The sequence below is a fragment of the Streptomyces sp. NPDC002044 genome (genome assembly GCF_040296725.1).
In the GTDB taxonomy this organism is placed as follows: Bacteria; Actinomycetota; Actinomycetes; order Streptomycetales; family Streptomycetaceae; genus Streptomyces; species Streptomyces antarcticus.
The window spans coordinates 1-22,674 of the sequence record NZ_JBEOXU010000044.1 but is presented as its reverse complement, the minus strand read 5'-3'; the positions used below and the strand labels follow the sequence as shown (position 1 = coordinate 22,674).

The following is a 22,674-nucleotide window of genomic DNA, read 5'->3' as shown; positions in this document are numbered from 1 at the left end:
GGTCCGGCCCCTCCCTGAGGAGGGGCCGGACCTTCGTCGTGCCGCCCCCGTACGAGCGGCCCCAACAGCGGCCCGTACGAGCCCCTGTACGGGCCGTGGCGAGGCCGTGAAGGGGGCGAGGGCCTCCGGGGCTCCCGGTGTTCCTCCGGGTGCCCGTGAGGCTCCAGGGGCGCCCGGTGGGGCGCCCGGTGCGCGGCGGCCTCGGCGCGGGGCGGCCGGCCCGCTCAGCGCAGTTCCGCCGGGAGGCTCCGGTCGGCGTTCACCTTCTCCGTCCGGACCAGCTCGCCCCAGACGACGTAGCGGTACTTCGAGGTGTACACGGGCGTGCAGGTCGTCAGCGTGATGTACCGGCCGGGGGCCGTGCGGCCCGATTCCTTCGGAACCGGGCTGATCACGTCCACGTTGTACTTCGAGGTCTGCCGCAGCTCGGCGAAGACCTTGTAGACGTACCAGGTGTCACGCGTCTCGAAGACGATCGCGTCACCGTTGCGGACCTTGTCGATGTTGTGGAACTTCGCCCCGTGGCCGTCCCGGTGCGCGGCGAGGGAGAAGTTCCCGGACGCGTCCCACGGCAGTGCCGACTTCACCGGTTCGGTGTAGTAGCCGGCCACGCCGTCGTTCAGTACGTCCGGCGCCGTGCCCCGCTTGACCAGCACCTCGCCGTTCTTCATCGCCGGCACGTGCAGGAAACCGACGCCGCCCCCGGTGTCCAGTGCTCCCGGCTCCGCGGACTTGGAGGGCTCCGCCGCGGGGGGAGCGAGCCACTGCTGGCGGATCTCGTCGCCCCGCGCCGACGCCTGCCGGTCCGCGAGCACGTTCGTCCACCAGAGGGAGTACGCGACGAACAGGCCCAGCACCAGTCCCACGGTGATCAGGAGCTCGCCCAGCAGGCTCAGGAACCCGGCGAGGACACTGCGTCGCCCGGCCGGCCGGCCGGCGTCGCGAGAGGCGTCGTACGAGGCGGCGGCAGCGCCGGCGGGACGGCGGCGGTGGCGGGAAGGTGACACTGCGGATTCGTCCTTCGGGCGGCTACGAGCTGGTCAGCGCGGGTGGCGGGCCCTCACTGCGGGGGCGTTCTCCGGTCATCCTGCCCCATACGATCATCCGGTAGGTGCTGGTGAACTCCGGGGTGCAGGTGGTCAGCGTGATGTACCGGCCGGGAGAAGTGAACCCCGAGCCCTCCGGCACCGGCTTCAGCACCGCGACGTTCGTCGGCGGGGTCTGCGCCAGCGCCGAGGTCATCTCGTACGTGTAATAGGCGTCCCGGGTCTCGACCACGACCGGATCGCCCGGCACCAGCCGGTTGATGTAGCGGAACGGCTCGCCGTGCGTGTTCCGGTGGCCCGCCACCGCGAAGTTGCCCTGCGCGTCCGAGGGCATCGCCGTCTTCAGCGAGCCCTCGCCGTAGTGCCCGGCCATCCCGCGGTCCAGCACCTTCGGCTTGCTGATCCCCTCCGCCACCGGCACCTTCACGTCCAGTTTCGGGATGTGCAGGATGGCGAAGCCCTGCCCCGGCTCGAACGCCGACACCGCCGGGGCGCCGGCCCCGGTCTCCGGCGCCCGTTCCCAGGTCTGGCGGAGCGAGCCCGCGGCGCCGTTCGCCGTCCGCTGGGCGAGGAGGTTCGTGTACCAGAGCTGGTAGGCGACGAACAGCAGCATCACCAGGCCCAGCGTGATGAACAGCTCGCCGCCCAGCCTGCTCGCGACGATCAGCGGACCGCCCGACGCCGGCCGCCTGCGCCGTCGTCCGCCGCGCCGCCGTGTCTGGCGCGCGGACCGTTTCGCCGCCTCCTGCGCGGCCCTGCGTCGCGCGGCCCGGCCCTCCGTGGGCGCGGACGGCGCGAGCGTGGTCACGCGACGGCCTTGCCCACCACCGGGGCCAGCCCCACCGACCGCTCCACGGCTCCGGCGTCACCGCAGCGCACCAGCCAGTTCGCGAGCATCCGGTGCCCCCACTCGGTCAGCACCGACTCGGGGTGGAACTGCACGCCCTCGACGTCGTGCTCCCGGTGGCGCAGGCCCATGATGATCCCGTCCTCCGTGCGCGCCGTGACCTCCAGCGTGTCCGGGAGGGTCAGGGGCTCGGCGGCCAGCGAGTGGTATCGGGTCGCGGTGAACGGCGACGGCAGCCCCTCGAACACCCCGAGGCCCTCGTGCACCACGGGCGAGGTCTTGCCGTGCAGCAGCTCCGGGGCCCGGTCCACGACCCCGCCGTACGCGACCGCCATCGACTGCATGCCCAGGCAGACGCCGAAGACCGGGACGGCGGTGTCCGCGCAGTGCCGGACCATGTCGACGCAGATCCCGGCCTCCTCGGGGGTGCCCGGGCCGGGGGACAGCAGGACGCCGTCGAATCCGTCCTGCGCGTGCTTGAGGGCGACCTCGTCGTTGCGCAGCACCTCGCATTCGGCGCCGAGCTGGTAGAGGTACTGGACCAGGTTGAAGACAAAGCTGTCGTAGTTGTCGACAACCAGAATGCGCGCGCTCACGGAGTCGCTCCCGATCCCTCGTCCACCGTCACGTCGTTGAACGGAAGGAGCGGCTCGGCCCACGGGAAGACGTACTGGAACAGCACGAACACCACCGCGAGGACCAGTACGAGCGAGATCAGCGCGCGTACCCACGCGTTTCCCGGCAGATGCCGCCAGACCCAGCCGTACATGCCGTCTGATTCCTTTTCGTCCACGATCGTTCCACGCACCGCGGAGGCGGTACGCGAACAGCCTAAAGGCAGCGGCCCGGCCGGGTGGGTCACCTCGGCAAACCCCCGGATCCCACCGGTCCGGACGTCCGGGTACCGGTCAGTTCGGCCCACACCACCAGCCGGTGGCTGTGGCCCCACTCGGGGTCGCAGGTCGTCAGCGTGAGGTACCGGCCGGGGACGGTGAAGGGCGACTTCCGGGGCACCGGGTCGACCACGGCGACGTCGGTGGGCAGGGTGCGGACGGGGCCGCCGCGGATCGTGTAGGTGTACGTCGTCGTCGCGTCCTTGAGGATCACGGCGTCCCCGGGACGCAGCGCGGGGAAGTCCTTGAAGGGGTCGCCGTACGTGCGCCGGTGGCCCGCGACCGAGAAGTTCCCGGTCGCGCCGAGGCGGGCGGTGCCCGCGTAGTGCCCGAGGCCCTTCTTGAGGAGCTCGGTGCCGGTGCCCTCCAGGACGGGCTTCCTCCAGTCCGGCCCGAAGCGCGGGACGGACATCTCGGCGAAGGGCCGTCCGGCGGGGTACGCGGCGGGCTCGGGCTCCTTCGCGGGCGCGGCCGGCGGCGCCGCCGGCCGCGCGGGCGTCCCGGACGGGCCCGGGTGCGGGGACGGGGACGGGGACGGGGACGGGGGCGCCTGCCGGGGGGCTCCGGCCGCCCAGCCGCCGCGCAGCCGGGCCATCTCGCCGTCCATGGCCCGGTCGGCCTTCACCCCGGTCCAGAGCAGGACGTACGCCACGAAGAGCACGATCAGCGTGCCCGCGGTCAGGCACAGCTCGCTCAGCGTCCGTACCACCAGGCGCAGGACGACATCGGCGCTGACCCGCTCAGGCCGTCGGTTCCACCGGCTTCGCATAGTGGAGGTCCACTGTGCCGGAGTAGCCGGGAAGTGTCAGCGCCTTGTGCTCGTCCACTTTCCAGCCGAGCCCGTACGCGTTCACGTACAGCTGGTAGTTCTGCAGCGCGGGGGAGGCCGCGAGGGCCTTGCGGAGCGCGCCCGGGTCGCCGACCGCCGAGATCTTGTACGGGGGTGAGTACACGCGGCCCTGGAGGATCAGGGTGTTGCCCACGCAGCGCACCGCGCTGGTGGAGATGAGCCGCTGGTCCATGACCTGGATGCCCTGGGCGCCGCCCCGCCAGAGGGCGTTCACGACGGCCTGGAGGTCCTGCTGGTGGATCACCAGGTCGTTGGGCTGCGGTTCGGGCACGTTGGGGATGCGGGCGGTGGCGCCCGGCGGGGCGTCGTCGAGCGTGACGGTCAGGCCCTTGCCGGACAGCTCCTCGGTGCCGGAGGCTTTGCGCAGGGCGGCCATCCTGGCGTCCTCCGCCCGGGTCCTGCCGTCGTCGCGCTCGGCGAGGGTGTCCACCCGGCGGCGCACGGCTCCGGTGCTCTGTTCCAGCGCCGCGTTGTTCTGGCTGCGCTCCTGGATCAGGTCCGACAGCCGCAGGAGCGAGGCGTCGGTGCGGATGTTCGTACCCTTGGAAGTGTTGAAACTGGTGACGAAGATCAGACCGGCCAGAGCGAAGACCGCGGCCGTCAGCAGCCGGACCGGCCTGGCCCGGCGACGGGGACCCGCGGAGGAGTCGTCGGAATCGCGCAACGTACCCTTCTCCTTCAACGCCACAGGTCCACTACGCTAACGGACGCCCGGGGCAGGCAAGGTCCCCAGCCCATCGACAGGAGAGCCCCTCGTGCCGAAGTCACGCATCCGCAAGAAGGACGACTACACGCCGCCGCCGGCGCGGCAGCCGCAGGTCATCAGGCTGACGAACCGCAGCTGGGTCGCCCCGGTCATGCTGGCCCTCTTCCTGATCGGACTCGCCTGGATCGTCGTCTTCTACGTGACCGAGACCCAGCTGCCGGTCGAGGCGCTGGGCAATTGGAACATCGTGGTCGGTTTCGGTTTCATCGCGGCGGGATTCGGCGTCTCCACCCAGTGGAAGTAGCACCTCTCGCCCCGTGAGGGAAGCTCTCCCCATGAGTTATCCACAGCGTCATCCACACCTGAGGAAAAGACAGAAGATCTGTGGATAACCCTGTGGAGAGTTGACGCCGGTGTGATCAGGTGAGTTCGGCGGTCCGCAGCACGACGACCCCTGCGGCCAGCAGGAACACCACCACACAGGTACCCCACTGAATGAGGGTGCGGCTCCTGCCCGCGGCGGGCAGGAGCATCCCCAGAGCCACCAGTGCCCCGGTGACCAGGCCGCCCATGTGGGCCTGCCAGGACACCCGCAGGCTGCCGAACGACACGAAGCTCAGGAGCAGCATCAGCCCGACCATCACGAGCACCGGCCGCATCTCGTACCGCAGCCGCCGGGCCAGGACGACGGTCGCGCCGAGCAGGCCGAAGACGGCCCCGGACGCGCCGATGGTCGGTACGTTCGGCGCGGTCAGCAGATAGACGAGGGCGCTGCCGCCCAGGCCGGACAGCAGGTAGACGGCGAGATAGCGGGCCCGGCCGAGTGCCGCCTCCAGCGGGCCTCCGATCACCCACAGGGCGAGCATGTTGCCGATGACGTGCCACCACTCGGCGTGCAGGAACACCGAGGTCATCAGGCGGTGGTACTCGCCGCTGGAGACGCCCTGGACCGGCGCCCCGTAGTAGTCGGCGTACCGGCCGAGCAGTTCCAGCGGGCGGGCGGCCGACGGCACGGCCAGGCAGAAGAGGAACACCGCGGCGTTGAGACCGATCAGGACCTTCGTGACCAGGTGGGGGTCGGCGGCTACCACCCCGCCGGCGATGGTGCGCGGCGCGTTGGCGGAGGACCGGTGTCCGGTGCCGGAACCGTCGCGCACGCATTCGGGGCACTGGAAGCCGACCGAGGCACTGATCATGCACTCGGGGCAGATGGGGCGCTCGCAGCGGGTGCAGCTGATCCCCGTGTCGCGGTCCGGGTGGCGGTAGCAGCCCGGCAGGCGGTCCGTGTCCATCGGTCCCCTCGGTCGGCGGCGGGGCGCGGGGGGCGCCCCGCCGATCCGGTACGTGTATCCAGGACGGACGGGCGGGGCGGAAAGGTTCCCCGCGGGTGGAGGTCCCGCTCGGTCAGCGCTCGTCCGCAGCGGCGGATCAGCGCTTCTCGATGACGACCGACTGGATGATCACGTCGTCCAGGGGGCGCTCGGTGCGCGGATTGGTGGCCAGCCCGGCGATGGTGTCCACGACCTGCCGGGACGCCTTGTCGTTGATCTCGCCGAAGATGGTGTGCTTGCGCGTCAGCCACGCGGTGGGGGCGACGGTGACGAAGAACTGCGAGCCGTTGGTGGCCGGGCCGGCGTTGGCCATGGCCAGCAGGTAGGGCTTGGTGAAGGCCAGGTCCGGGTGGAACTCGTCCGCGAACTGGTAGCCCGGGCCGCCCGTGCCGTTGCCGAGGGGGTCCCCGCCCTGGATCATGAAGCCGCTGATGACACGGTGGAAGACGGTGCCGTCGTACAGCGGGTCCGTGGTCTTCTGACCGTCGGTCGGCCGGGTCCACTCGCGGGCGCCCGTGGCGAGCTCGACGAAGTTCCGGACGGTCTTCGGAGCGAAGTTCGGCAGCAGCTCGATCTCGATGTCGCCGTGGGTCGTCTTCAGGGTGGCGTAGAGCTTCTCGGCCACTGATCTGCCTTCCTTAGTCATCACTGTCGGTCCAGATAGTCGCACGGAGCGCTGCGCCGCACAGAAAATCGTCCACCCGTATGCCCTGTCACACATGCTCGCCGGCGTGATCGCAGGCATGATCCGACCAAGGGTGGAAAGGTGAACTGTGTCCGCCACCGAGGAGGAGGAATCCCGTGACCCGCAAGGACAGCGTGCGCCTGGCCGCCGAGAGCGCCAGGGAGACTGTGCGGCACGCGTCGGAAGTGGTGGCGCCGTACGCAGAATCCGCCAAGGATGCCGCGGTGCACTACGCGCATGAGGCGAACGAGCGGCTGGCGCCCAAGGTGTCGTACGCGGCCAACGAGGCCGCCAAGCAGGCACGTACGACGTATGACCACCATCTGCACCCCCGGCTCAAGTCGGCGCGCGCCCATGTGCCGCCGAACGTGGACCGGGCGGCGACGCGAGCCGTGAAGCAGACGCGCCGGGCCGCGCGACAGGCGGCCGACTACACGCAGCCGAAGTTCGAGAGCGCGCTCGCGGCGGCCACCCCGGTCGCCGAGGAGGCCGCCTCGCGGTCGACCGCCGCCTTCGCCGCGCTGCGCGGCCAGGTGTCGGCGAAGGAGGTGCAGCGGCTGGTGCGACGGCACGAGCGCCGGGCGCGCACCGGCCGGGTGCTGCGCGGTGTGGCCCTGGTCGGCCTGCTGGCCGGCGGTGCCTTCGCGGCGTGGAAGTGGTGGGACCAGCAGTCGAACCCGGACTGGCTCGTAGAGCCGCCGGCGGCCACCGAGCTGTCGGCGCGCGATGCCGGGCCGGCGAGCTTCGACGACGAGCTGGCGGAGAAGGAGCGCGACGCGGACGCGGGGCCGACCGCCGAGGGCGAGCGTCCCTGAACCGCGGATCACCCGTAGGCCGAAGGGGCCCGCATCCTGTCGGATGCGGGCCCCTTCGGCGTGTGCCGGGCGGTGTCAGCCCGGCAGGGTGAGGACCATGCCCGGGCGGATGAGGTCGGGGTTGGAGCCGACGACGCCCTTGTTCACCGCGTACAGCTCGCGCCAGCGGCCCTCGTTGCCGAGTTCGCGGCGGGCGATCAGGGAGAGCGAGTCACCGGGCCGGACGGTGTACGTGCGCTTCTTGGCCGCGGGCGCGGGCGCCGGCCTGGGCGCCGCCGGAACGGCCTTGTGCGCCGCCGAGGCGGGCGACGGCGTGTGCGGCGCGCCGGGCCCGCGCGTGGGAGCGACCGGGCGCGGCGGCACGGCGGCGGGCTTGGGGGCCACGGGGACGGCCTTGTGCGCGGCGGACGCCGGGGTCGGCGCCGCGGGCTTGGGCGGCGCGGTGGCCGCCATCCGCTCGGCGGCCGCACGGGTGGCCGCGGCGGCGTCGGCCGCGGCGCTCGCGGGTGGTGCGGCGGGCGCCGCCGCCCGCTGCTGGACCTGCTCCGTCACCTTCTCGGCGGCCTCTTGCTGCTTCTTCTTGTCGGACTTCAGGAAGTCGAAGAGTCCCATGTGTGTACGCCTCCGGCGTGGTGGTGCCCCCCTGGGCGGTACGCCTGCCCCCACTGTCCGGCACCGGGCCCCGGACGGCCGCACGGCGGGGCCGTCCGGGGGACGCGCGGGCCGGGCCCGGCGCCGGTCACCGGCCGGCCCGGCGCACTCTCACTGGCGGGCCCGGCGGGCCGGCCGGGGGCTCTCGGACGGGGTGCCCAGATCGCCTTCGGCGAGCAGGCCGAGGACCCGCAGCAGGACGGCGCGGTCGGGGCCGGGGAGGGAGGCGAGGGCGTCGGCGTGCACCCGGTCGACGATCCGGGTGCTCTCGACGGCGACGGCGGCTCCGGCCTCCGTGACGGCGATGATCCGGGCCCTGCGGTCCGTGGCGGAAGGGCGGCGCTCGGCCAGTCCGGCCTTCTCCAGGGCGTCCACCGTGACGACCATCGTCGTCTTGTCCATGTCGCCGATCTCGGCGAGCTGAACCTGGGTGCGCTCCTCTTCCAGGGCATGGACGAGGACGCAGTGCATGCGGGGGGTCAGCCCGACCTCGTCCAGGGCCGCTGCCATGCGGGTGCGCAGCACGTGACTGGTGTGGTCGAGGAGGAAGGAGAGGTCGGGCTCGGTGCGGGCGGGGGCCATGGCGGTCATGACACCACTCTAAATCTTCGATCCGAAGAAAACCGTCTGCAACAAAACTATCCGCTACGGTCCAATCAGTCGCCCTCACTGACCGGAGAGACCGATGCCCGCCACTCCCAGCCCCGCCCCCGTCTCCGCCACCGACCCCGGCGGCTCCGCCGTTCACGGGTCCGCCACTCACGGATCCACCCCGGCCCTCGCCCCGCAGGGGCTGCGCTCCCGCTGGACCGCCCTCACCGTGCTCTCCACCGGCATGCTGATGACGATCCTCGACGGCAGCATCGTCACCGTGGCGATGCCCGCCATCCAGCACGACCTGGGCTTCACCTCCGCCGGGCTCAGCTGGGTGGTGAACGCCTACCTGATCGCCTTCGGCGGCCTGCTGCTCCTCGCCGGGCGCCTCGGCGACCTTCTCGGCCGCAAGCGGATGTTCCTCGCCGGGACCACCGTCTTCACCGGAGCCTCGGTACTCGCCGGATGCGCGTCCTCCCCGGGGCTGCTGACAACCGCCCGGTTCCTGCAGGGAGTCGGCAGCGCGATGGCCTCCGCCGTCGCCCTCGGCATCCTGATCACGCTGTTCACCACTCCCCGGGAGCGCGCCAGGGCGATCGCCGTCTTCTCCTTCACCGGAGCGGCCGGGGCCGCACTCGGCCAGGTGGTGGGCGGGGTCCTGACCGACGCCCTCGACTGGCACTGGATCTTCTTCATCAACCTGCCCATCGGAGTCGCCACCGTGCTCCTGGCCCTGCCCGCGCTTCCCGCCGACCGGGGTCTCGGGCTCCGGTCGGGCGCCGACGTCATCGGCTCCCTGCTCGTCATCTCCGGGCTGATGCTGGGGATCTACACCGTGATCGAGGTGGAGCGGTACGGCTGGACCTCCGGGCGGACCCTTGGCCTCGGGGGCCTCTCCCTGGCCCTCCTCGCCGCGTTCACCGTGCGGCAGGCGAAGGCGCGTACTCCGCTCGTACCGCTGCGGATCTTCAGGTCCCGGACCGTGGTCGGCGCCAACCTCGTCCAGATGCTCATGGTGGCCGCCCTGTTCGCCTTCCAGGTCCTCGTGGCCCTCTACCTCCAGCGGGTGCTGGGCTACGGCGCCGCCGCCACCGGCGTGGCGATGCTCCCCGCCGCGCTGGCGATCGGGGCCGTCTCGCTCGGTGTCTCGGCCCGCCTGAACGCCCGGTTCGGGGAGCGCAGCGTCCTGCTGGCCGGCCTCGTCCTGCTGCTCGCGGCCCTCGGCCTGCTGACGCGGCTGCCGGTCGATGCCGACTACGCCACCGACCTGCTGCCCGTGATGCTGCTGGCCGCCGGCTTCGGCCTGGCCCTGCCGGCCCTCACCACGCTGGGCATGTCCGGCGCCGACGACGCCGACGCCGGCCTCGCCTCGGGCCTGTTCAACACCACCCAGCAGATCGGCATGGCCCTCGGAGTGGCCGTCCTCTCCACCCTCGCCGCCTCCCGTACGAAGTCCCGACAGGCAGCGGGCAGTTCTCCGGCCGAAGCCCTGACCAGTGGCTACCACCTGGCCTTCGGGATCGGAGCAGTCCTGCTCCTGGCGGCGGTCGCCCTCGCCGCGACCCTCCTGCGCAGCGCTGTTTCACGTGAAACAACGGCCCGGGAGTAGCGGTGCACCCCGCCGGACCGCACACAAAACTCCGCAAAGCCCTTGTGGGCGCACCCGGTAACGTCTCATGGCCCGGCCAACGGAGGTAGCAGCACACTGATGAACACCGTCAAGGCCCCACGAACGCTATGCGCAGTGCTGCTCAACCCAGCGTTGAAGCCGCCCACCGAAACCATCACGTTCCGCAACCTGACGTCAGCGCTTCCACTCACCGGCTGCGACCGCTTGCAGCTGGCGAACCTCCTGGACACGCCCACGAAGGATCAGAAGGAGCTCAGCAGACGAGACATCACCAAGAACGATGCAGGACGCTCGCGATTGCTGCTGCAGCAGGCTGTCGACGAGGCCGATGAAGTTCTCTTCGCCTGGGGCTCCGGCCCGACTCCAGGGGTAGTCGGCGCCACACTGCGGGAGCAGGAAGCCTGGCTGAGGCAGTACCTACAGGTCAGCGGGATTCCTCGTATCTGGATGATCGCAGGGGCCCCACGACACCCCTCAAGGTGGCGTCAGTATGTAGGGCCGGAGAAGCAGCGCGTCCACGGTGCCACCTTCGAGGAACGGCTGGCGAAGGTGCTGGCGGTCCACTTCCTCACCAGCGGCGACATGGAGCCCATCTGAGTAGCGGGGCGGCAACAGGGACAGGACCCGAGGGCGAGGCTTAGTAAAAGAACCTCCGCGCTGGCGAGCGGTACCCCTACATACGGCCAAAGCGCAGCGCGCTGTCGGCCCAGCGTGTTATCCATGCGGCATGAACTACGAAGCGACCGATCGAGTGCGCCCCACGGATCTGCCAGGGCTGGCCTTCCTCATCTTGTCCGAAAGGTTCTTCGACGAGGATGGCAGACCTGTCCCATTCCGTCTCCGCGACAAGTTGAAGACCCAGGACGATCCGTTCGACGAGTACGTGGCAGACGTCCTAAAGGACAAACTCCAGGACGGCATACTCGTTCTCAGGGCCGACAAACCCCTCGTGAGCCCTGACGTGGTCATTGCCCGGCCTGACGAATACCACCTCTTGGAGAGTGGCGGCGCGGACTACGACACCCGTGCGATCTTCGGGATCGAAGTGAAGAAGGTGGATCTCGGAAAGAATGGGAAGCCTGCACGTGCGGCTGGTCTCGACTTCAACAGCACACCTCCCTGCGAGACGATCCGGGTCTACTCCGCAACCGGAGCGCCTCTGCGCATCCCTTCTTACTATCTCTTCGTGACTCTGGCCAAGGGCACGGCCGAAGGAACCGTATACGTTCACTCTCTTGTCCTGGTAGCCGGTGGCGCTCTCAACAAGGACGTCCAGCTATACGAGCGCATCACTGGTACCCGCAAGAAGCAGATTGGCCTCGGTACCTATGGGGACGGAGCGGACCGGCAGCGTCCCATGCTGCTGTTCTCGAATCCTCTCGGATGGGATTGGCTTTCCCGCTCCGCGACGCTCATCAGCGAGCGCGGTGATCTTTCCAGCGAGCACCCACTTACCCATGTACGCGAGATGACCCGATCCGTATCCGATGGGGTCGGTGAACTGTTCCACTGCTACCGCCCTTCAAAGCTGTCCCCCGAGCGTGAGCAGCCAGCTACGGACCCCTTTCCTCAGCCCGCGAATCGCAAGGAGGAGACGGCCCAGCGAGGCCGTTTCGAAATCGATCTGAGCACACTCACGATCGGTTAGAGCGCACTTCAAGGGCAGCGGCAGCCCGCGTCACGGCCTCGTCGGCAGCCGCTGCCAGGCAGTCCATCGAAATCGAGTTGCCCGGGAGCGTATGCAAGGCCAGCACCGACCCCCGCAACACCGACTCCACATCTGAAAAGCCGACCTTCACGCCCGCCACCTGGCATTCCCGAAGGCTGACTACTGCGCGTGACTCCACATCTGCAACCGTTGTCGCCGACGGCACACTGTGGCCGATGAGGCGGCAGACCACAATCGAGTCCAAGTTGGAGGGGTCCGCAGCACTGGACTTGATCGTACTCGTGCTCATCTCCGCCTTCACTGGTTGGATCGCGGTAACCACCAGCCCCGCCGACTCAAGCGCTTTGACCAGTTCCACCCATCCGGTGATCCGAGCTTGGTGGAAGGTGAAGGCCAGCAGCCCTTGGGGTTTGAGCAGACGAGCACACTCCTTCCAAACCGCACCGATTGCCTCACCAAAGTCGACAGGGTTAACGGACTGCACCTCTTCGACATGGCGCGTCGTGGTGAATTCGGTTGGGTAACCGTCAAAAGGTTTGATCTCACGCAACCATGCGTGGAAGAAGTCTGCAAGCTCACTGTAGTGAACATTATCCATAAACGGCGGATCAGTAACCACTAGGTCCACTGAAGAATCCGGAAGATCAAACGAAGCCGAAGACCCGTGGTTGATATAAGCAGTCACCTCACCGTCTACGAAATCCTGCGCACTACCGAGATCACGCTTCAAGGATTCCGACAATCCAAATTTTCTTTCGAAACCCCCATGAGATGAAATCAAATCATGCGGCTCATCTTTGTAGTCCAACGCCCGGATAATTCTGGACCGGTATAGCGTAGAAAAGGCTCCCGACGATGACGGCGTTCCCCAAGGGTGAGCCTCCAGCGGAGTTCGCTCAGGCTTCAACACATGGTTGGAGAACATGTGCCGAACCGCTCCGGTTCCCTCTCCCTTGAATGAGCAGAAGAGATTGTTGAACTCCAAGACGCCCGAAAAGAGGGCAGCCAGGGCCTCGCGCTCCGGACTCACGTCCAGATCACGGATAGCAGCTCCGAGCAGGCCAAGGCTGTACAACTGGCGTGCGTTGAAGAACTGAGCCCATCTTTGATAGTTCCACCTGAGGGCCTGCCGGGTGTTGTGACCGTCTTCCAGCCCGCCGGCTGGCAGGACCAAGTCCGTCTTTTCATCCGCAAGGCACCGTTCTGCCTTTGCATACAGAGCTTCGTCGAAGTCGTCGATCGGCTCATAGCGCCGCGTGCCGTCCGGGGCCAGGACTTGCTTGGCGTACATACGCAATGCGGGTGGGTGATCACCAAGCGCGTCGAGCACCTTTGACGCGTGACCACTCGGGCAGGTCATCGTGGCCCGGTTCACAGGACCCGAGAGGCTTGAGGTCTGGCCGCACCCATGACACGTGAGCTTGCTGTCCTCAATGACGTTCACAACGACGACAGCATGACAATGCGGGCAGGTTGCGCGACTCGTCGGATACTTCTTCGGATACGCGTGTTGCGCGAAGACATAACGACTAAACAGTTCGACTGGTGCGGCCTCGGCCGGACATTGCGGACATGAGGCCAACCCCACCCAGAAGTAGTAGAGGACCGGCAAGCCGTCTTTGTTCCGATGGAGTGCATCGATCTGCTCTCGTACCTGCGACTCGACTTTCTTGAAAGCCGCGTCCAAGAGCGTTCGATCCCAGGACGCCAAGGCTTGCCTTTGAACAAGGGTGGCGACAGGGTTGATATCCCTACCGACAATTTTGGCACCTAGCTTGGCGGCCTCGACCAACGTCGTACCCGAGCCGGCAAAGGGGTCGCAAACTACCAGACCGGGAAGCCGTAGCACGTTGCTGTAACAGTCGATTGCGTCCTGCTTGTCTTCAGCAATAGCGGCTGCCAAGATCCCACGGAATACAGATCCGAGACGCTGCGCCCACCACTTGTGAGTGTGCGTGGCGGGGCGGTGAACCTCCTTGCGCCATGACTCACGCTCAGCAGCTGCGGAGATCATTTCAGCTGGGAATCCTACTTCCAGCGCCGACACGGCAGGCACCACGCTACGACTAATGCGTCGCGGCGCATCTCCCATAGCGTCGAGCATGCCCTGCGGTTCGAAGATCATCATTTGCTCCTCCCGATCGCGGACAAGTATCCACGCTGGCGACTGGCCTACGCCCCTTGCGAGCTGACACACCCCTCAACGCCCATCACGGCCCGGGCAGCCCAAGACAAGCAGCCGATCCGCATACCCTATTGACATAGGTCGACCTAAGTCAGCTACGGTCAGACTTATGGAGCTAAGCCCTGACGACCCTCGCCCGCCGTACCTGCAAGTCGCTGCGGCACTGCGCGACGGCATCGCCGAAGGGAAATATCAGCCAGGGAGCCGGCTGCCTTCGGGGAGGCAGCTGGCGAAGGAGTTCGGTATCGCGCTGATGACTGCACAGAACGCACTCCGCGTACTTCGGGAGGAAGGTGCGGTGACCTCGCATCAGGGTCGCGGCGTCTTCGTTCGAGACCCTTCGGCACCCCCCACCACCGCAGATGAAAAGGGCCCGCCATCTCTAGGTCTCGCACAGGAACTGGAGGCCATCCGCGGGGAGCTCCAGCATGTCAACGACCGACTCGCTCGTCTCGAAGCTCAGGCAGGCAGCAGCAGCAGCAGCAGCACGAAAGATCCCATTGATCGCTGCGAGTCCGCCAGTAAGAGGTCTTGAGCAATCGTTGCCGTCCTCATTGACTCCTGAGTCGTCGTGGACCCGCCGAGTCGGGCATCGAATGCCGGGGCGAGGGATTCCAGGCCCGGGTTGGCGAGGAAACCGTGATCACCATCCAGGTTGTAGGGCGGAAGGACGGCGGCTTCCGCCGGACCTGGGCACGAGCAGACGCCCCGCCGCGCGAGGTTCCGATCTGCGCCGTCGTTCCGCGTCGCTGGGTGGTCGAGCGCAGTTTCCGCCTGGCTGGGCCAGGACCGGAGGCTGTCCAAAGATCACGAGTACCCGGCTGTCAGCCACGAGAACGCCCCCCCCGGCCGCAGTCACGCTCCTGCCGCACCGTGTCGGAAGAACCTCACCCTGAGCGGGACTTCGGCATGCTCGCTGGGGAGCGCGTACGACCAAGTAGCGGTGGGCGAACGCCCCTCACCTGGTGGTAACCCTCTCCCGCCAACGGGAATGCGTCCTGGCGCGCCAAGGCCCGTCGGCACCGCAGGGCAAGACGCTGAGCCCGCCGCAGGATCCATGGGTGATGCATGCTCGCAGCTCGGCCCGCCCCTGGTCAGCCGTCATCGCGGGCCTGCCGGCCCCTGGGAGCCGCCGGGCCGAATCTCCCCGAAGAGCCTGGCCTCTGAGACCTGTCGGCAACGCGTACGTGCCAACATCGAAAATCGGGACAAAATAGTCCCCTGAGCTGCGTTTCCGCAGGTCAGGGGACCGTGATTTTGTGGAGCCTAGGAGATTCGAACTCCTGACATCTGCCTTGCAAAGGCAGCGCTCTACCAACTGAGCTAAGGCCCCGAGCATGTGGACGCACCCGTCCCCCGTACGAGGAGGGGTCGTTCCGCAGAACAGAGTACCGGGTGTACCCCCTCATCTCGCAAAATGATAGGGACTCCCGCCCCGCGACCACTCTCCGTAAGATGCTCGCGAGGTTCGCACCAGCGAAGGGGAGTAGTAAGAGTGGACGCAGTACAACAAGAGGCCACGGCCAGAGCCAGAGAGCTTCAGCGCAGTTGGTACGGGGAGCCGCTCGGCGCGCTTTTCCGACGACTCATAGATGACCTCGGTTTGAACCAGGCCCGCCTCGCTGCCGTCCTCGGACTGTCGGCGCCCATGCTGTCCCAGCTGATGAGCGGCCAGCGCGCCAAGATCGGCAACCCTGCCGTGGTGCAGCGGGTGCAGGCCCTCCAGGACCTCGCCGGCCAGGTGTCCGACGGGAGCGTCAGCGCCGGGGAGGCCGCCGACCGGATGGACGAGATCAAGAAGACCCAGGGAGGCTCGGTCCTCAGCAACAGCGGCCAGACCGCGACCAACTCCGGCGCCCCCACCGTGAAACGGGTCGTCCGGGAGATCCAGTCACTGCTGCGCTCGGTCTCCGCGGCCGGTGACATCATCGACGCAGCCGACACCCTCGCCCCCAGCCACCCGGAACTGGCAGAGTTCCTCCGGGTGTACGGCGCGGGCCGTACCGCGGACGCGGTGGCCCACTACGAGGCCCATCAGAACTGACGCGCACGGCAGCGGACGAGGGTGACGGGGACGGGGGACGGGCACAGCGTGGGTGAGATCTTCGCCGGTCGGTACGAGCTGATCGATCCGATCGGGCGCGGTGGCGCGGGCGCCGTATGGCGGGCCTGGGACCACAGGCGTCGACGGTACGTCGCCGCGAAGGTCCTCCTGCAGAGCGACGCCCACACCCTCCTGCGCTTCGTGCGGGAACAGGCCCTGCGGATCGACCACCCCCACGTACTGGCGCCGGCCAGCTGGGCGGCCGACGACGACAAGGTCCTCTTCACGATGGACCTGGTCGGCGGCGGCTCGCTCGCCCACGTGATCGGCGACTACGGACCGCTCCCGCCCCGCTTCGTGTGCACGCTGCTCGACCAGCTCCTGTCCGGGCTGGCGGCCGTGCACGCGGAGGGAGTCGTGCACCGCGACATCAAACCGGCCAACATCCTGATGGAGGCCACCGGAACCGGGCGGCCGCACCTGCGGCTGTCCGACTTCGGCATCTCCATGCGCAAGGGCGAGCCCCGGCTGACCGAGACCAACTACGTCGTCGGCACCCCCGGTTACTTCGCGCCCGAGCAACTGCTCGCCGCCGAGCCCGACTTCCCGGCCGACCTCTTCGCCGTCGGACTGGTGGCCCTGTACCTGCTTCAGGGGCGCAAGCCCGACTCCCAGGGCCTGGTGGAGCACTTCCTCGCCCACGGCACCCCCGGCGCCCCCGAAGGCGTCCCCGCGCCGCTCTGGGACGTCCTCTCCTCCCTCCTCCAGCCGGACCCCCACAGCCGGTTCCGGACGGCCACGGGCGCGCGCAAGGCGCTCGCCGAGGCCGTCGAGCTCCTCCCGCCTCCGGGTCCCGACGAGGAACCGGTGGAGGTGTTCGACCAACTCGGCCCGGTCCCCGCCGGTTTCGGCCCCCAGGGGCCGCTGAGCACCTCCGCCGCGCCCCCCGGGGCACCCGCGGTCACCACCGCCCCGCCGGACGGCCACACGGCCGTTCCCCGGGCCCCGTCCCCGTCGCCCCGCACCGCGCCACAGGCCGTGCCCGCCGATCCGCGGGGCACCGCCCGTACGGTGGCCGCAGCCACGGCCGCCGCCATACCCGTCCCCGTACCCGTACCGCCTGCCACGGGGGCCACCGCCGCCCCGTACCCGGCCTCTCCCGCCCGGGCGGGAGGCCCTTCGGAAACCGGGAGCTTCCACCTGCCGCCCCCGGCCCCGCACGCGACACCCGCCCCGGCCCCGTACCTGGCAGCCGCCGTACCCCCGGCAGCCACGGCCCCCGCGCCCACGGCCCCGGCGGTCCGCACCGGCGGCGTCGCCCCGCCCCCGGCGCGGGTGGCGGCCGCGATCCTCCTCGCGGCGCTGCTCTGCTTCGCGGTCGGCGTCTGGGCCGTCATCCGGCAGTAGCGCCCCGGCTGCCCCGGCCCCGCCGGGCGAGCAGCACCCAGCCGCCCAGGACGAGCAGCAGCAGCGTTCCGGTGCCGAAGCCCGCCCCGGCCACCAGCCGCATCGCCGAGCGGTTCGCGGCGTCCTCGTTCGCCTCCGGAGCGGTCAGCCCGTCCCGGGCCGCCGTCCGTTCCGCGGCCCCGACGCCGAATCCGCCCGCGGCCGGGTCCTCCCGGTAGGCGGGTGCCTTCGCCGGGCCGCCGATGACGTCCGTCCGCAGGGTCAGCGGCACGGGCGCGGCGTCCTGCGTGAACTCGGCGACCTTGCCGCCCATGGTGACGCCGACGTAGTACCAGCCGGCGATCCCCACCGCCTGGACGTCCCGGTCGCCGGAGAAGCGGTTCTCGTAGGCGACGGGCGGGGTCTTCTCCAGCGTGACCCCGGCCTGTCTGCCGTCGTACGAGCCGCTCTCGTCCGAGACCAGGGCCCGGTACGGGCTGTACAGCGCGACGGTGAGCCCGTTCGAGGCGGAGCCGTACTCCTTCGTCATCCGGGCGGCGGCCAGCTCGGCGCCCACGCCCAGCTGTTGCCCCCAGTCCAGCGGGACCCGGTAGTACCGGGTCTCCCCGGGCCGCAGTTCGTCGCGCCACACCCCGGCCGTCACGGCCCGGGCGTCGTTGAAGCCGGTCCCGCCGGCCCGGGGCACCGGCTCGGTCCCGGGCAGCGAAGGCGTCCCGGAGGGCCAGGCACTGGGCGCCGCGGTGGGGCCGCCCGCGCCGGTGCCCGGCTCGCGCTGGACCCGGAGCTCCAGCGGCCAGGGGCTCTGGTCGGATCCTTTCGCGGCGGTGCGGGTGACTTTGGCGTAGTAGACCCCGCCCGGCGCGCAGTCGTGGTCCTCCGCGCCCCGCCGGACGCCCGCGGCGCTGATGGGGAGCGGGTCGTGGCCGAAGGAGGCCCGGCCGGAACTGCCGGGGCAGGTGCGCCCGGTGGTGGTCATGACCTCCACCGCGATGCCGTCGCTGTAGCCGACCTTGGCGCCGGCCCCCGGCCGCGCCACCGCGGAGATGTACACGTCGGACCGGTCCTGCTCCAGGACGAGCCGGTAGACCCGCTCCCCGGGCGCGAGGGTGTCCGCGTACGTGTGACCGGCCTCCAGCAGCGGGGCGTCCGCGGTGGAGCGTGTGCCCTCGACCGCCCTGGCGCCCTCCGCGGCCCGGTACGTCGGCACGGGCCGCGGGGCCGCCCCCTCGGCGCGCGCCGCCGCCGGCGCGCCGGCCGCGAGGCCCACGACCGCGGCTCCGAGGAGCGCGGTCCCGCGAACCCGCGGAGTCCGGCGTACCCGCACCCGATCCGTCCGACGTACCCGACCCATCACGCCCACCCCGAGTTTGCTAGCGCAAGCCAAATCTTTGCATAAAGCAATTTTTCGTCACAGAACAGCACAAAGCCCCGGCAGCAGCGGCAGCCGGGGCTTCATGGGATCAACCGTGGGTCTCACACACCGGAACCAGAGGGCACGGAGTCAGTTGCCTCCGTCCACAGGTCCTGCTCGGCGCGGTCCGCCTGGATCTGGCGGTACACGAGGAGCCCGCCGATGGCGGCCAGTGCGACCAGGAGCAGCTTCTTCACCGCGCGACCTCGTCTTTCGTTGACGTAGGGGACTTCTGGCGCCCAACAATACACACCGGCCGATACCGATCGGTGACCTGGCAACCCACCAACTGGCCCAACGACGAAGACCCCCAGGCCAAGGGCCTGGGGGTCTTCGACACTGTGGGGCTAACAGGATTTGAACCTGTGGCCTCATCCTTATCAGGGATGCGCTCTAACCAACTGAGCTATAGCCCCATCCGCGCTGCGCGCTGACTCCTGAAGATTAGCGCACAGACGCGGTAGCTCCAAAACCGGTTCCGACCGCGCGTCTGCGCAGGTCACTCGTCCTCGGCGAGCGTCAGCTCGACACCGCCGACGAAGCCCGCGGACAGGTTGTAGATGAAGGAACCCAGCGTCGCCAGCGCGGTCGCGAGCACCACGTTGATGACCGCGATCACCGACGTGAAGACCAGCACGCGCGGCAGCGACAGGAACGACTGGAGGTCGAAGCCGTTGCTCTCGTTCGAGCCGGTCGCCTCGCTGATCGTGCCGCCGACGGTCGAGAAGACGCCCATCGCGTCCATGACCATCCACAGCACCACCGCGGCGACGATCGTGCAGATGCCCAGCGCGATCGACAGCAGGAAGCTGACCTTCATCACCGACCACGGGTCGGCCTTGGCCACCCGCAGCCGCGCCTTGCGCGTCCTGGGAGCCGTACGCGACCCCGTACGCGGCGCGCGCTGCGCGGCCGCGCCCCCGCCGCCCCGCGCCGCCCCCTGGCCGGGGGGCGCCGCGTAGGCCTGCGGCGGCTGGTAAGGCTGTGCGGGCCGCTCCTGGCCCGCGCCGGCGCTGGTACCCGTTGCGGTACCGGCGCCCGTACCGGTCTTGGACTGCGGTCCTCGGGTGTCCGTCACGGTTCCCCCCTGGGAGTCCGCGGCGGGGCCACGGGCACCGTTCGCTCCAGTCTTGGCCGGTCCGGCGCCCGTGGCTCCACTCACGACTTACTCCTCGTGCTCCCCGGCCGGAGGCTGCGTGCCCCCGGCGGCCTCGGCGGCCTGTCCGTCGGCTGCCTCGGTCTCGATCTCTGTCTCGATCTCGTCGACCTCGTCAGCTTCCTGACCGGCCTCGGCGTTACGAGCGATGCCCACCACTGCATCGCGCTTCCCCAGGTTGATCAGCTGGACACCCATGGTGTCACGGCCGGTCTCCCTGACTTCGTTGACGCGCGTACGAATCACACCACCGCTGAGCGTGATGGCGAGAATCTCGTCCGTTTCGTCCACTACGAGCGCCCCTACGAGCGACCCGCGGTCCTCCACGATCTTCGCGGCCTTGATGCCCAGACCGCCACGGCCCTGGACGCGGTACTCATCGACCGGCGTGCGCTTGGCGTAGCCCCCGTCGGTCGCTGTGAACACGAACGTACCGGGCCGGACCACGCTCATGGAGAGCAGCTCGTCCGCGCCGCGGAAACTCATGCCCTTCACGCCCGAGGTCGCACGGCCCATCGGGCGCAGCGAGTCGTCGGTCGCCGTGAAGCGGATCGACTGCGCCTTGCGGCTGATGAGCAGCAGGTCGTCGTCGGCGGACACCAGCTCCGCGCCGATCAGCTCGTCGTCGCTACCGTCCTCCGTCTCCCGGAGGTTGATCGCGATGACGCCACCCGAACGGGGCGAGTCGTAGTCCTTGAGCGCCGTCTTCTTCACCAGGCCGCCCTTGGTGGCCAGGATCAGGTAGGGCGCCGCCTCGTAGTCGCGGATCGCGAGGATCTGGGCGATCTTCTCGTCCGGCTGGAAGGCCAGCAGGTTCGCCACGTGCTGCCCGCGGGCGTCACGGCCGGCGTCCGGCAGCTCGTACGCCTTGGAGCGGTAGACGCGGCCCTTGTTCGTGAAGAACAGCAGCCAGTGGTGCGTGGTCGAGACGAAGAAGTGGTCGACCAGGTCGTCCTGCTTCAGCTTCGTGCCGCGCACGCCCTTGCCGCCGCGCTTCTGCGAGCGGTAGTCCTCGGTCTTGGTCCGCTTGACGTAACCGCCGTGTGTGATCGTGACGACGATGTCCTCTTCGGCGATCAGGTCCTCCATGGACATGTCGCCGTCGAAGGGGACCAGCTTGGAGCGCCGGTCGTCGCCGAACTTCTCGACGATCGCGGCCAGTTCCTCGCTGACGATGGTGCGCTGTCGCGACTCCGAGGCGAGGATCGCGTTGTACTCGTTGATCTTGGACTGGAGCTCGTCGTGCTCGGCGACGATCTTCTGCCGCTCCAGGGCCGCCAGGCGGCGGAGCTGCATCTCCAGGATCGCGTTCGCCTGGATCTCGTCGATCGACAGCAGGCCCATCAGGCCCTCGCGCGCGATCTCGACGGTGTTGCTGCGCCGGATCAGCGCGATGACCTCGTCGATCGCGTCCAGCGCCTTGAGCAGGCCGCGCAGGATGTGCGCCCGCTCCTCCGCCTTGCGCAGGCGGAACTTCGTGCGCCGGACGATGACCTCGATCTGGTGCGTCACCCAGTGGCGGATGAACGCGTCGATCGACAGCGTGCGCGGCACGCCGTCCACCAGCGCCAGCATGTTGGCGCCGAAGTTCGTCTGCAGGTCGGTGTGCTTGTACAGGTTGTTCAGCACGACCTTGGCGACGGCGTCGCGCTTGAGGACGATCACCAGCCGCTGGCCGGTCCGCGAGGACGTCTCGTCGCGGACGTCGGCGATGCCGCCGACCTTGCCGTCCTTGACGAGGTCCGCGATCTTCTGCGCGAGGTTGTCGGGGTTGGTCTGGTACGGCAGCTCCGTGACCACCAGGCACTGGCGGTTCTGGATCTCCTCGACCTCCACCACCGCGCGCATCGTGATGGAGCCGCGTCCGGTCCGGTACGCCTCCTCGATGCCCTTGCGGCCCACGACCAGGGCGCCCGAGGGGAAGTCGGGGCCCTTGATGCGCTCGATGAGCGCGTCCTGGAGCTCCTCGTGCGAGGCGTCCGGGTGCTCCAGCGCCCACTGGGCACCGGACGCGACCTCGCGGAGGTTGTGCGGCGGGATGTTGGTGGCCATGCCGACCGCGATGCCGGCGCTGCCGTTGACCAGCAGGTTCGGGAACCGCGCCGGCAGGACGGTGGGCTCCTGGTTACGGCCGTCGTAGTTGTCCGTGAAGTCGACGGTCTCCTCGTCGATGTCCCGGAGCATCTCCATGGCCAGCGGCATCAGCTTGCACTCGGTGTAGCGCATCGCGGCCGCCGGGTCGTTGCCCGGTGAGCCGAAGTTGCCGTTGCTGTCCACCAGCGGCATCCGCAGCGACCACGGCTGGGCCAGGCGGACCAGCGCGTCGTAGATCGAGGAGTCGCCGTGCGGGTGGTAGGTGCCCATGACGTCACCGACGACGCGGGCGCACTTGTAGAAGCCCTTCTCGGGCCGGTAGCCGCCGTCGTACATCGCGTACAGCACGCGGCGGTGGACCGGCTTGAGGCCGTCCCGCACGTCCGGCAGGGCGCGCGAGACGATGACGGACATGGCGTAGTCGAGGTAGGAGCGCTGCATCTCCGTCTCGAGCCCGACGGGCTCGATACGCATGACGGGCTCCTCCGCGGAGTTCTCCGCGGTGGGAATGGTTTCGTCGGCCATTGCTGGTCAGAGGTCCTTTCAGGCAGTCAGCTGAGCCGACTCAGATGTCGAGGAAGCGGACGTCCTTGGCGTTGCGCTGGATGAAGGAGCGCCGGGCTTCGACGTCCTCACCCATCAGCACCGAGAACAGGTCGT

At 69.1% G+C, this 22,674-nt stretch carries 22 protein-coding genes, 2 tRNA genes and 1 pseudogene; 8 read left to right on the top strand and 17 right to left on the bottom strand.

What is annotated here, in order from left to right; all coding sequences use genetic code 11:
- Positions 1-224: 224 nt before the first annotated feature.
- From ABT106_RS14105 to ABT106_RS14080, 6 genes and pseudogenes are all read right to left on the bottom strand, one after another.
- On the bottom strand, positions 225-1,007 hold the full coding sequence (locus tag ABT106_RS14105; RefSeq protein ID WP_502979356.1) for a class E sortase: 783 nt from the start codon (positions 1,005-1,007) through the stop codon (positions 225-227).
- A gap of 22 nt (positions 1,008-1,029) precedes the next feature.
- Positions 1,030-1,710: pseudogene (locus ABT106_RS14100) on the bottom strand (class E sortase); the annotation flags it as partial.
- Positions 1,711-1,850: 140 nt separating this feature from the next.
- Positions 1,851-2,489: an aminodeoxychorismate/anthranilate synthase component II gene (locus ABT106_RS14095; RefSeq protein ID WP_351276394.1), complete on the bottom strand. Its 639-nt coding sequence runs from the start codon at positions 2,487-2,489 to the stop codon at positions 1,851-1,853.
- Positions 2,486-2,686 (bottom strand): hypothetical protein, encoded by a 201-nt coding sequence (locus ABT106_RS14090; protein WP_267727009.1) that lies wholly within the window; start codon positions 2,684-2,686, stop codon positions 2,486-2,488. The genes ABT106_RS14095 and ABT106_RS14090 overlap by 4 nt, the downstream gene beginning before the upstream one ends.
- 65 nt (positions 2,687-2,751) lie before the next feature.
- Positions 2,752-3,555, bottom strand: a complete 804-nt coding sequence (locus ABT106_RS14085) for a class E sortase (protein WP_351276392.1) — start codon at positions 3,553-3,555, stop codon at positions 2,752-2,754.
- On the bottom strand, positions 3,527-4,300 hold the full coding sequence (locus ABT106_RS14080; RefSeq protein ID WP_351276391.1) for a DUF881 domain-containing protein: 774 nt from the start codon (positions 4,298-4,300) through the stop codon (positions 3,527-3,529). The genes ABT106_RS14085 and ABT106_RS14080 overlap by 29 nt, the downstream gene beginning before the upstream one ends.
- A 91-nt stretch (positions 4,301-4,391) precedes the next feature.
- Here ABT106_RS14080 and crgA point away from each other — a divergent pair, with 91 nt between their 5' ends.
- Entirely contained in the window at positions 4,392-4,646 is a 255-nt protein-coding gene (gene crgA, locus ABT106_RS14075; RefSeq protein WP_351276390.1) for a cell division protein CrgA, read from the top strand.
- Positions 4,647-4,761: 115 nt separating this feature from the next.
- Here crgA and ABT106_RS14070 read toward each other — a convergent pair whose 3' ends face one another.
- Positions 4,762-5,634 carry a rhomboid family intramembrane serine protease gene (locus tag ABT106_RS14070; protein ID WP_351276388.1) on the bottom strand — a complete coding sequence of 291 codons (873 nt, stop codon included), beginning with the start codon at positions 5,632-5,634 and terminating at the stop codon, positions 4,762-4,764.
- Positions 5,635-5,770: 136 nt separating this feature from the next.
- The gene (locus ABT106_RS14065) at positions 5,771-6,298 is read right to left on the bottom strand and encodes a peptidylprolyl isomerase (RefSeq protein ID WP_351276386.1); all 528 of its coding nucleotides are present in this window, start codon (positions 6,296-6,298) and stop codon (positions 5,771-5,773) included.
- A gap of 176 nt (positions 6,299-6,474) precedes the next feature.
- On the opposite strand from ABT106_RS14065, the gene ABT106_RS14060 reads away from it, so the two are divergent.
- Positions 6,475-7,173: a DUF5324 family protein gene (locus tag ABT106_RS14060; protein ID WP_351276384.1), complete on the top strand. Its 699-nt coding sequence runs from the start codon at positions 6,475-6,477 to the stop codon at positions 7,171-7,173.
- 75 nt (positions 7,174-7,248) lie between these two features.
- On the opposite strand, the gene ABT106_RS14055 is transcribed toward ABT106_RS14060, so the two are convergent.
- Together ABT106_RS14055 and ABT106_RS14050 are read right to left on the bottom strand one after the other, a co-directional pair.
- Entirely contained in the window at positions 7,249-7,785 is a 537-nt protein-coding gene (locus ABT106_RS14055; protein WP_351276382.1) for a LysM peptidoglycan-binding domain-containing protein, read from the bottom strand.
- A gap of 150 nt (positions 7,786-7,935) precedes the next feature.
- A complete protein-coding gene (locus tag ABT106_RS14050; protein WP_351276380.1) occupies positions 7,936-8,415 on the bottom strand; it encodes a MarR family winged helix-turn-helix transcriptional regulator in 480 nt (159 codons plus the stop codon).
- 244 nt (positions 8,416-8,659) lie between these two features.
- On the opposite strand from ABT106_RS14050, the gene ABT106_RS14045 reads away from it, so the two are divergent.
- The 3 genes from ABT106_RS14045 (at position 8,660) to ABT106_RS14035 (ending at position 11,696) form a co-directional block, all read left to right on the top strand.
- Positions 8,660-10,027: an MFS transporter gene (locus tag ABT106_RS14045; RefSeq protein ID WP_351276428.1), complete on the top strand. Its 1,368-nt coding sequence runs from the start codon at positions 8,660-8,662 to the stop codon at positions 10,025-10,027.
- 99 nt (positions 10,028-10,126) lie between these two features.
- A complete protein-coding gene (locus ABT106_RS14040; protein WP_351276378.1) occupies positions 10,127-10,645 on the top strand; it encodes a DUF1643 domain-containing protein in 519 nt (172 codons plus the stop codon).
- 130 nt (positions 10,646-10,775) lie between these two features.
- A complete protein-coding gene (locus ABT106_RS14035; RefSeq protein ID WP_351276376.1) occupies positions 10,776-11,696 on the top strand; it encodes a hypothetical protein in 921 nt (306 codons plus the stop codon).
- Here the strand turns inward: ABT106_RS14035 and ABT106_RS14030 are convergent.
- A complete protein-coding gene (locus ABT106_RS14030) occupies positions 11,683-13,845 on the bottom strand; it encodes a DNA methyltransferase (RefSeq protein WP_351276374.1) in 2,163 nt (720 codons plus the stop codon). The genes ABT106_RS14035 and ABT106_RS14030 overlap by 14 nt on opposite strands.
- Before the next feature lie 166 nt (positions 13,846-14,011).
- Between ABT106_RS14030 and ABT106_RS14025 the strand changes: the two genes are divergently transcribed.
- Complete coding sequence (locus ABT106_RS14025; RefSeq protein WP_351276372.1) at positions 14,012-14,437, top strand: GntR family transcriptional regulator; 426 nt, start codon at positions 14,012-14,014, stop codon at positions 14,435-14,437.
- Positions 14,438-15,162: 725 nt separating this feature from the next.
- Here the strand turns inward: ABT106_RS14025 and ABT106_RS14020 are convergent.
- Positions 15,163-15,235: transfer RNA gene (locus tag ABT106_RS14020), tRNA-Ala, on the bottom strand.
- 162 nt (positions 15,236-15,397) lie between these two features.
- On the opposite strand from ABT106_RS14020, the gene ABT106_RS14015 reads away from it, so the two are divergent.
- Both ABT106_RS14015 and ABT106_RS14010 read left to right on the top strand, forming a co-directional pair.
- Positions 15,398-15,946, top strand: a complete 549-nt coding sequence (locus ABT106_RS14015) for a helix-turn-helix domain-containing protein (RefSeq protein ID WP_351276370.1) — start codon at positions 15,398-15,400, stop codon at positions 15,944-15,946.
- A gap of 48 nt (positions 15,947-15,994) precedes the next feature.
- Entirely contained in the window at positions 15,995-17,353 is a 1,359-nt protein-coding gene (locus ABT106_RS14010) for a protein kinase domain-containing protein (RefSeq protein ID WP_351276368.1), read from the top strand.
- Here the strand turns inward: ABT106_RS14010 and ABT106_RS14005 are convergent.
- The 5 genes from ABT106_RS14005 to gyrA form a co-directional block, all read right to left on the bottom strand.
- Positions 17,340-18,620: a hypothetical protein gene (locus ABT106_RS14005; RefSeq protein ID WP_351276366.1), complete on the bottom strand. Its 1,281-nt coding sequence runs from the start codon at positions 18,618-18,620 to the stop codon at positions 17,340-17,342. The genes ABT106_RS14010 and ABT106_RS14005 overlap by 14 nt on opposite strands.
- 206 nt (positions 18,621-18,826) lie before the next feature.
- Positions 18,827-18,961 carry a DLW-39 family protein gene (locus ABT106_RS14000; protein ID WP_208809277.1) on the bottom strand — a complete coding sequence of 45 codons (135 nt, stop codon included), beginning with the start codon at positions 18,959-18,961 and terminating at the stop codon, positions 18,827-18,829.
- A 145-nt stretch (positions 18,962-19,106) separates the two neighbouring features.
- Positions 19,107-19,180 (bottom strand) — tRNA-Ile (locus ABT106_RS13995).
- 83 nt (positions 19,181-19,263) lie between these two features.
- Positions 19,264-19,842: a DUF3566 domain-containing protein gene (locus ABT106_RS13990; protein ID WP_502979354.1), complete on the bottom strand. Its 579-nt coding sequence runs from the start codon at positions 19,840-19,842 to the stop codon at positions 19,264-19,266.
- Between the two features lie 87 nt (positions 19,843-19,929).
- Positions 19,930-22,539: a DNA gyrase subunit A gene (gene gyrA / locus ABT106_RS13985; RefSeq protein WP_351276362.1), complete on the bottom strand. Its 2,610-nt coding sequence runs from the start codon at positions 22,537-22,539 to the stop codon at positions 19,930-19,932.
- Positions 22,540-22,674: the final 135 nt, after the last annotated feature.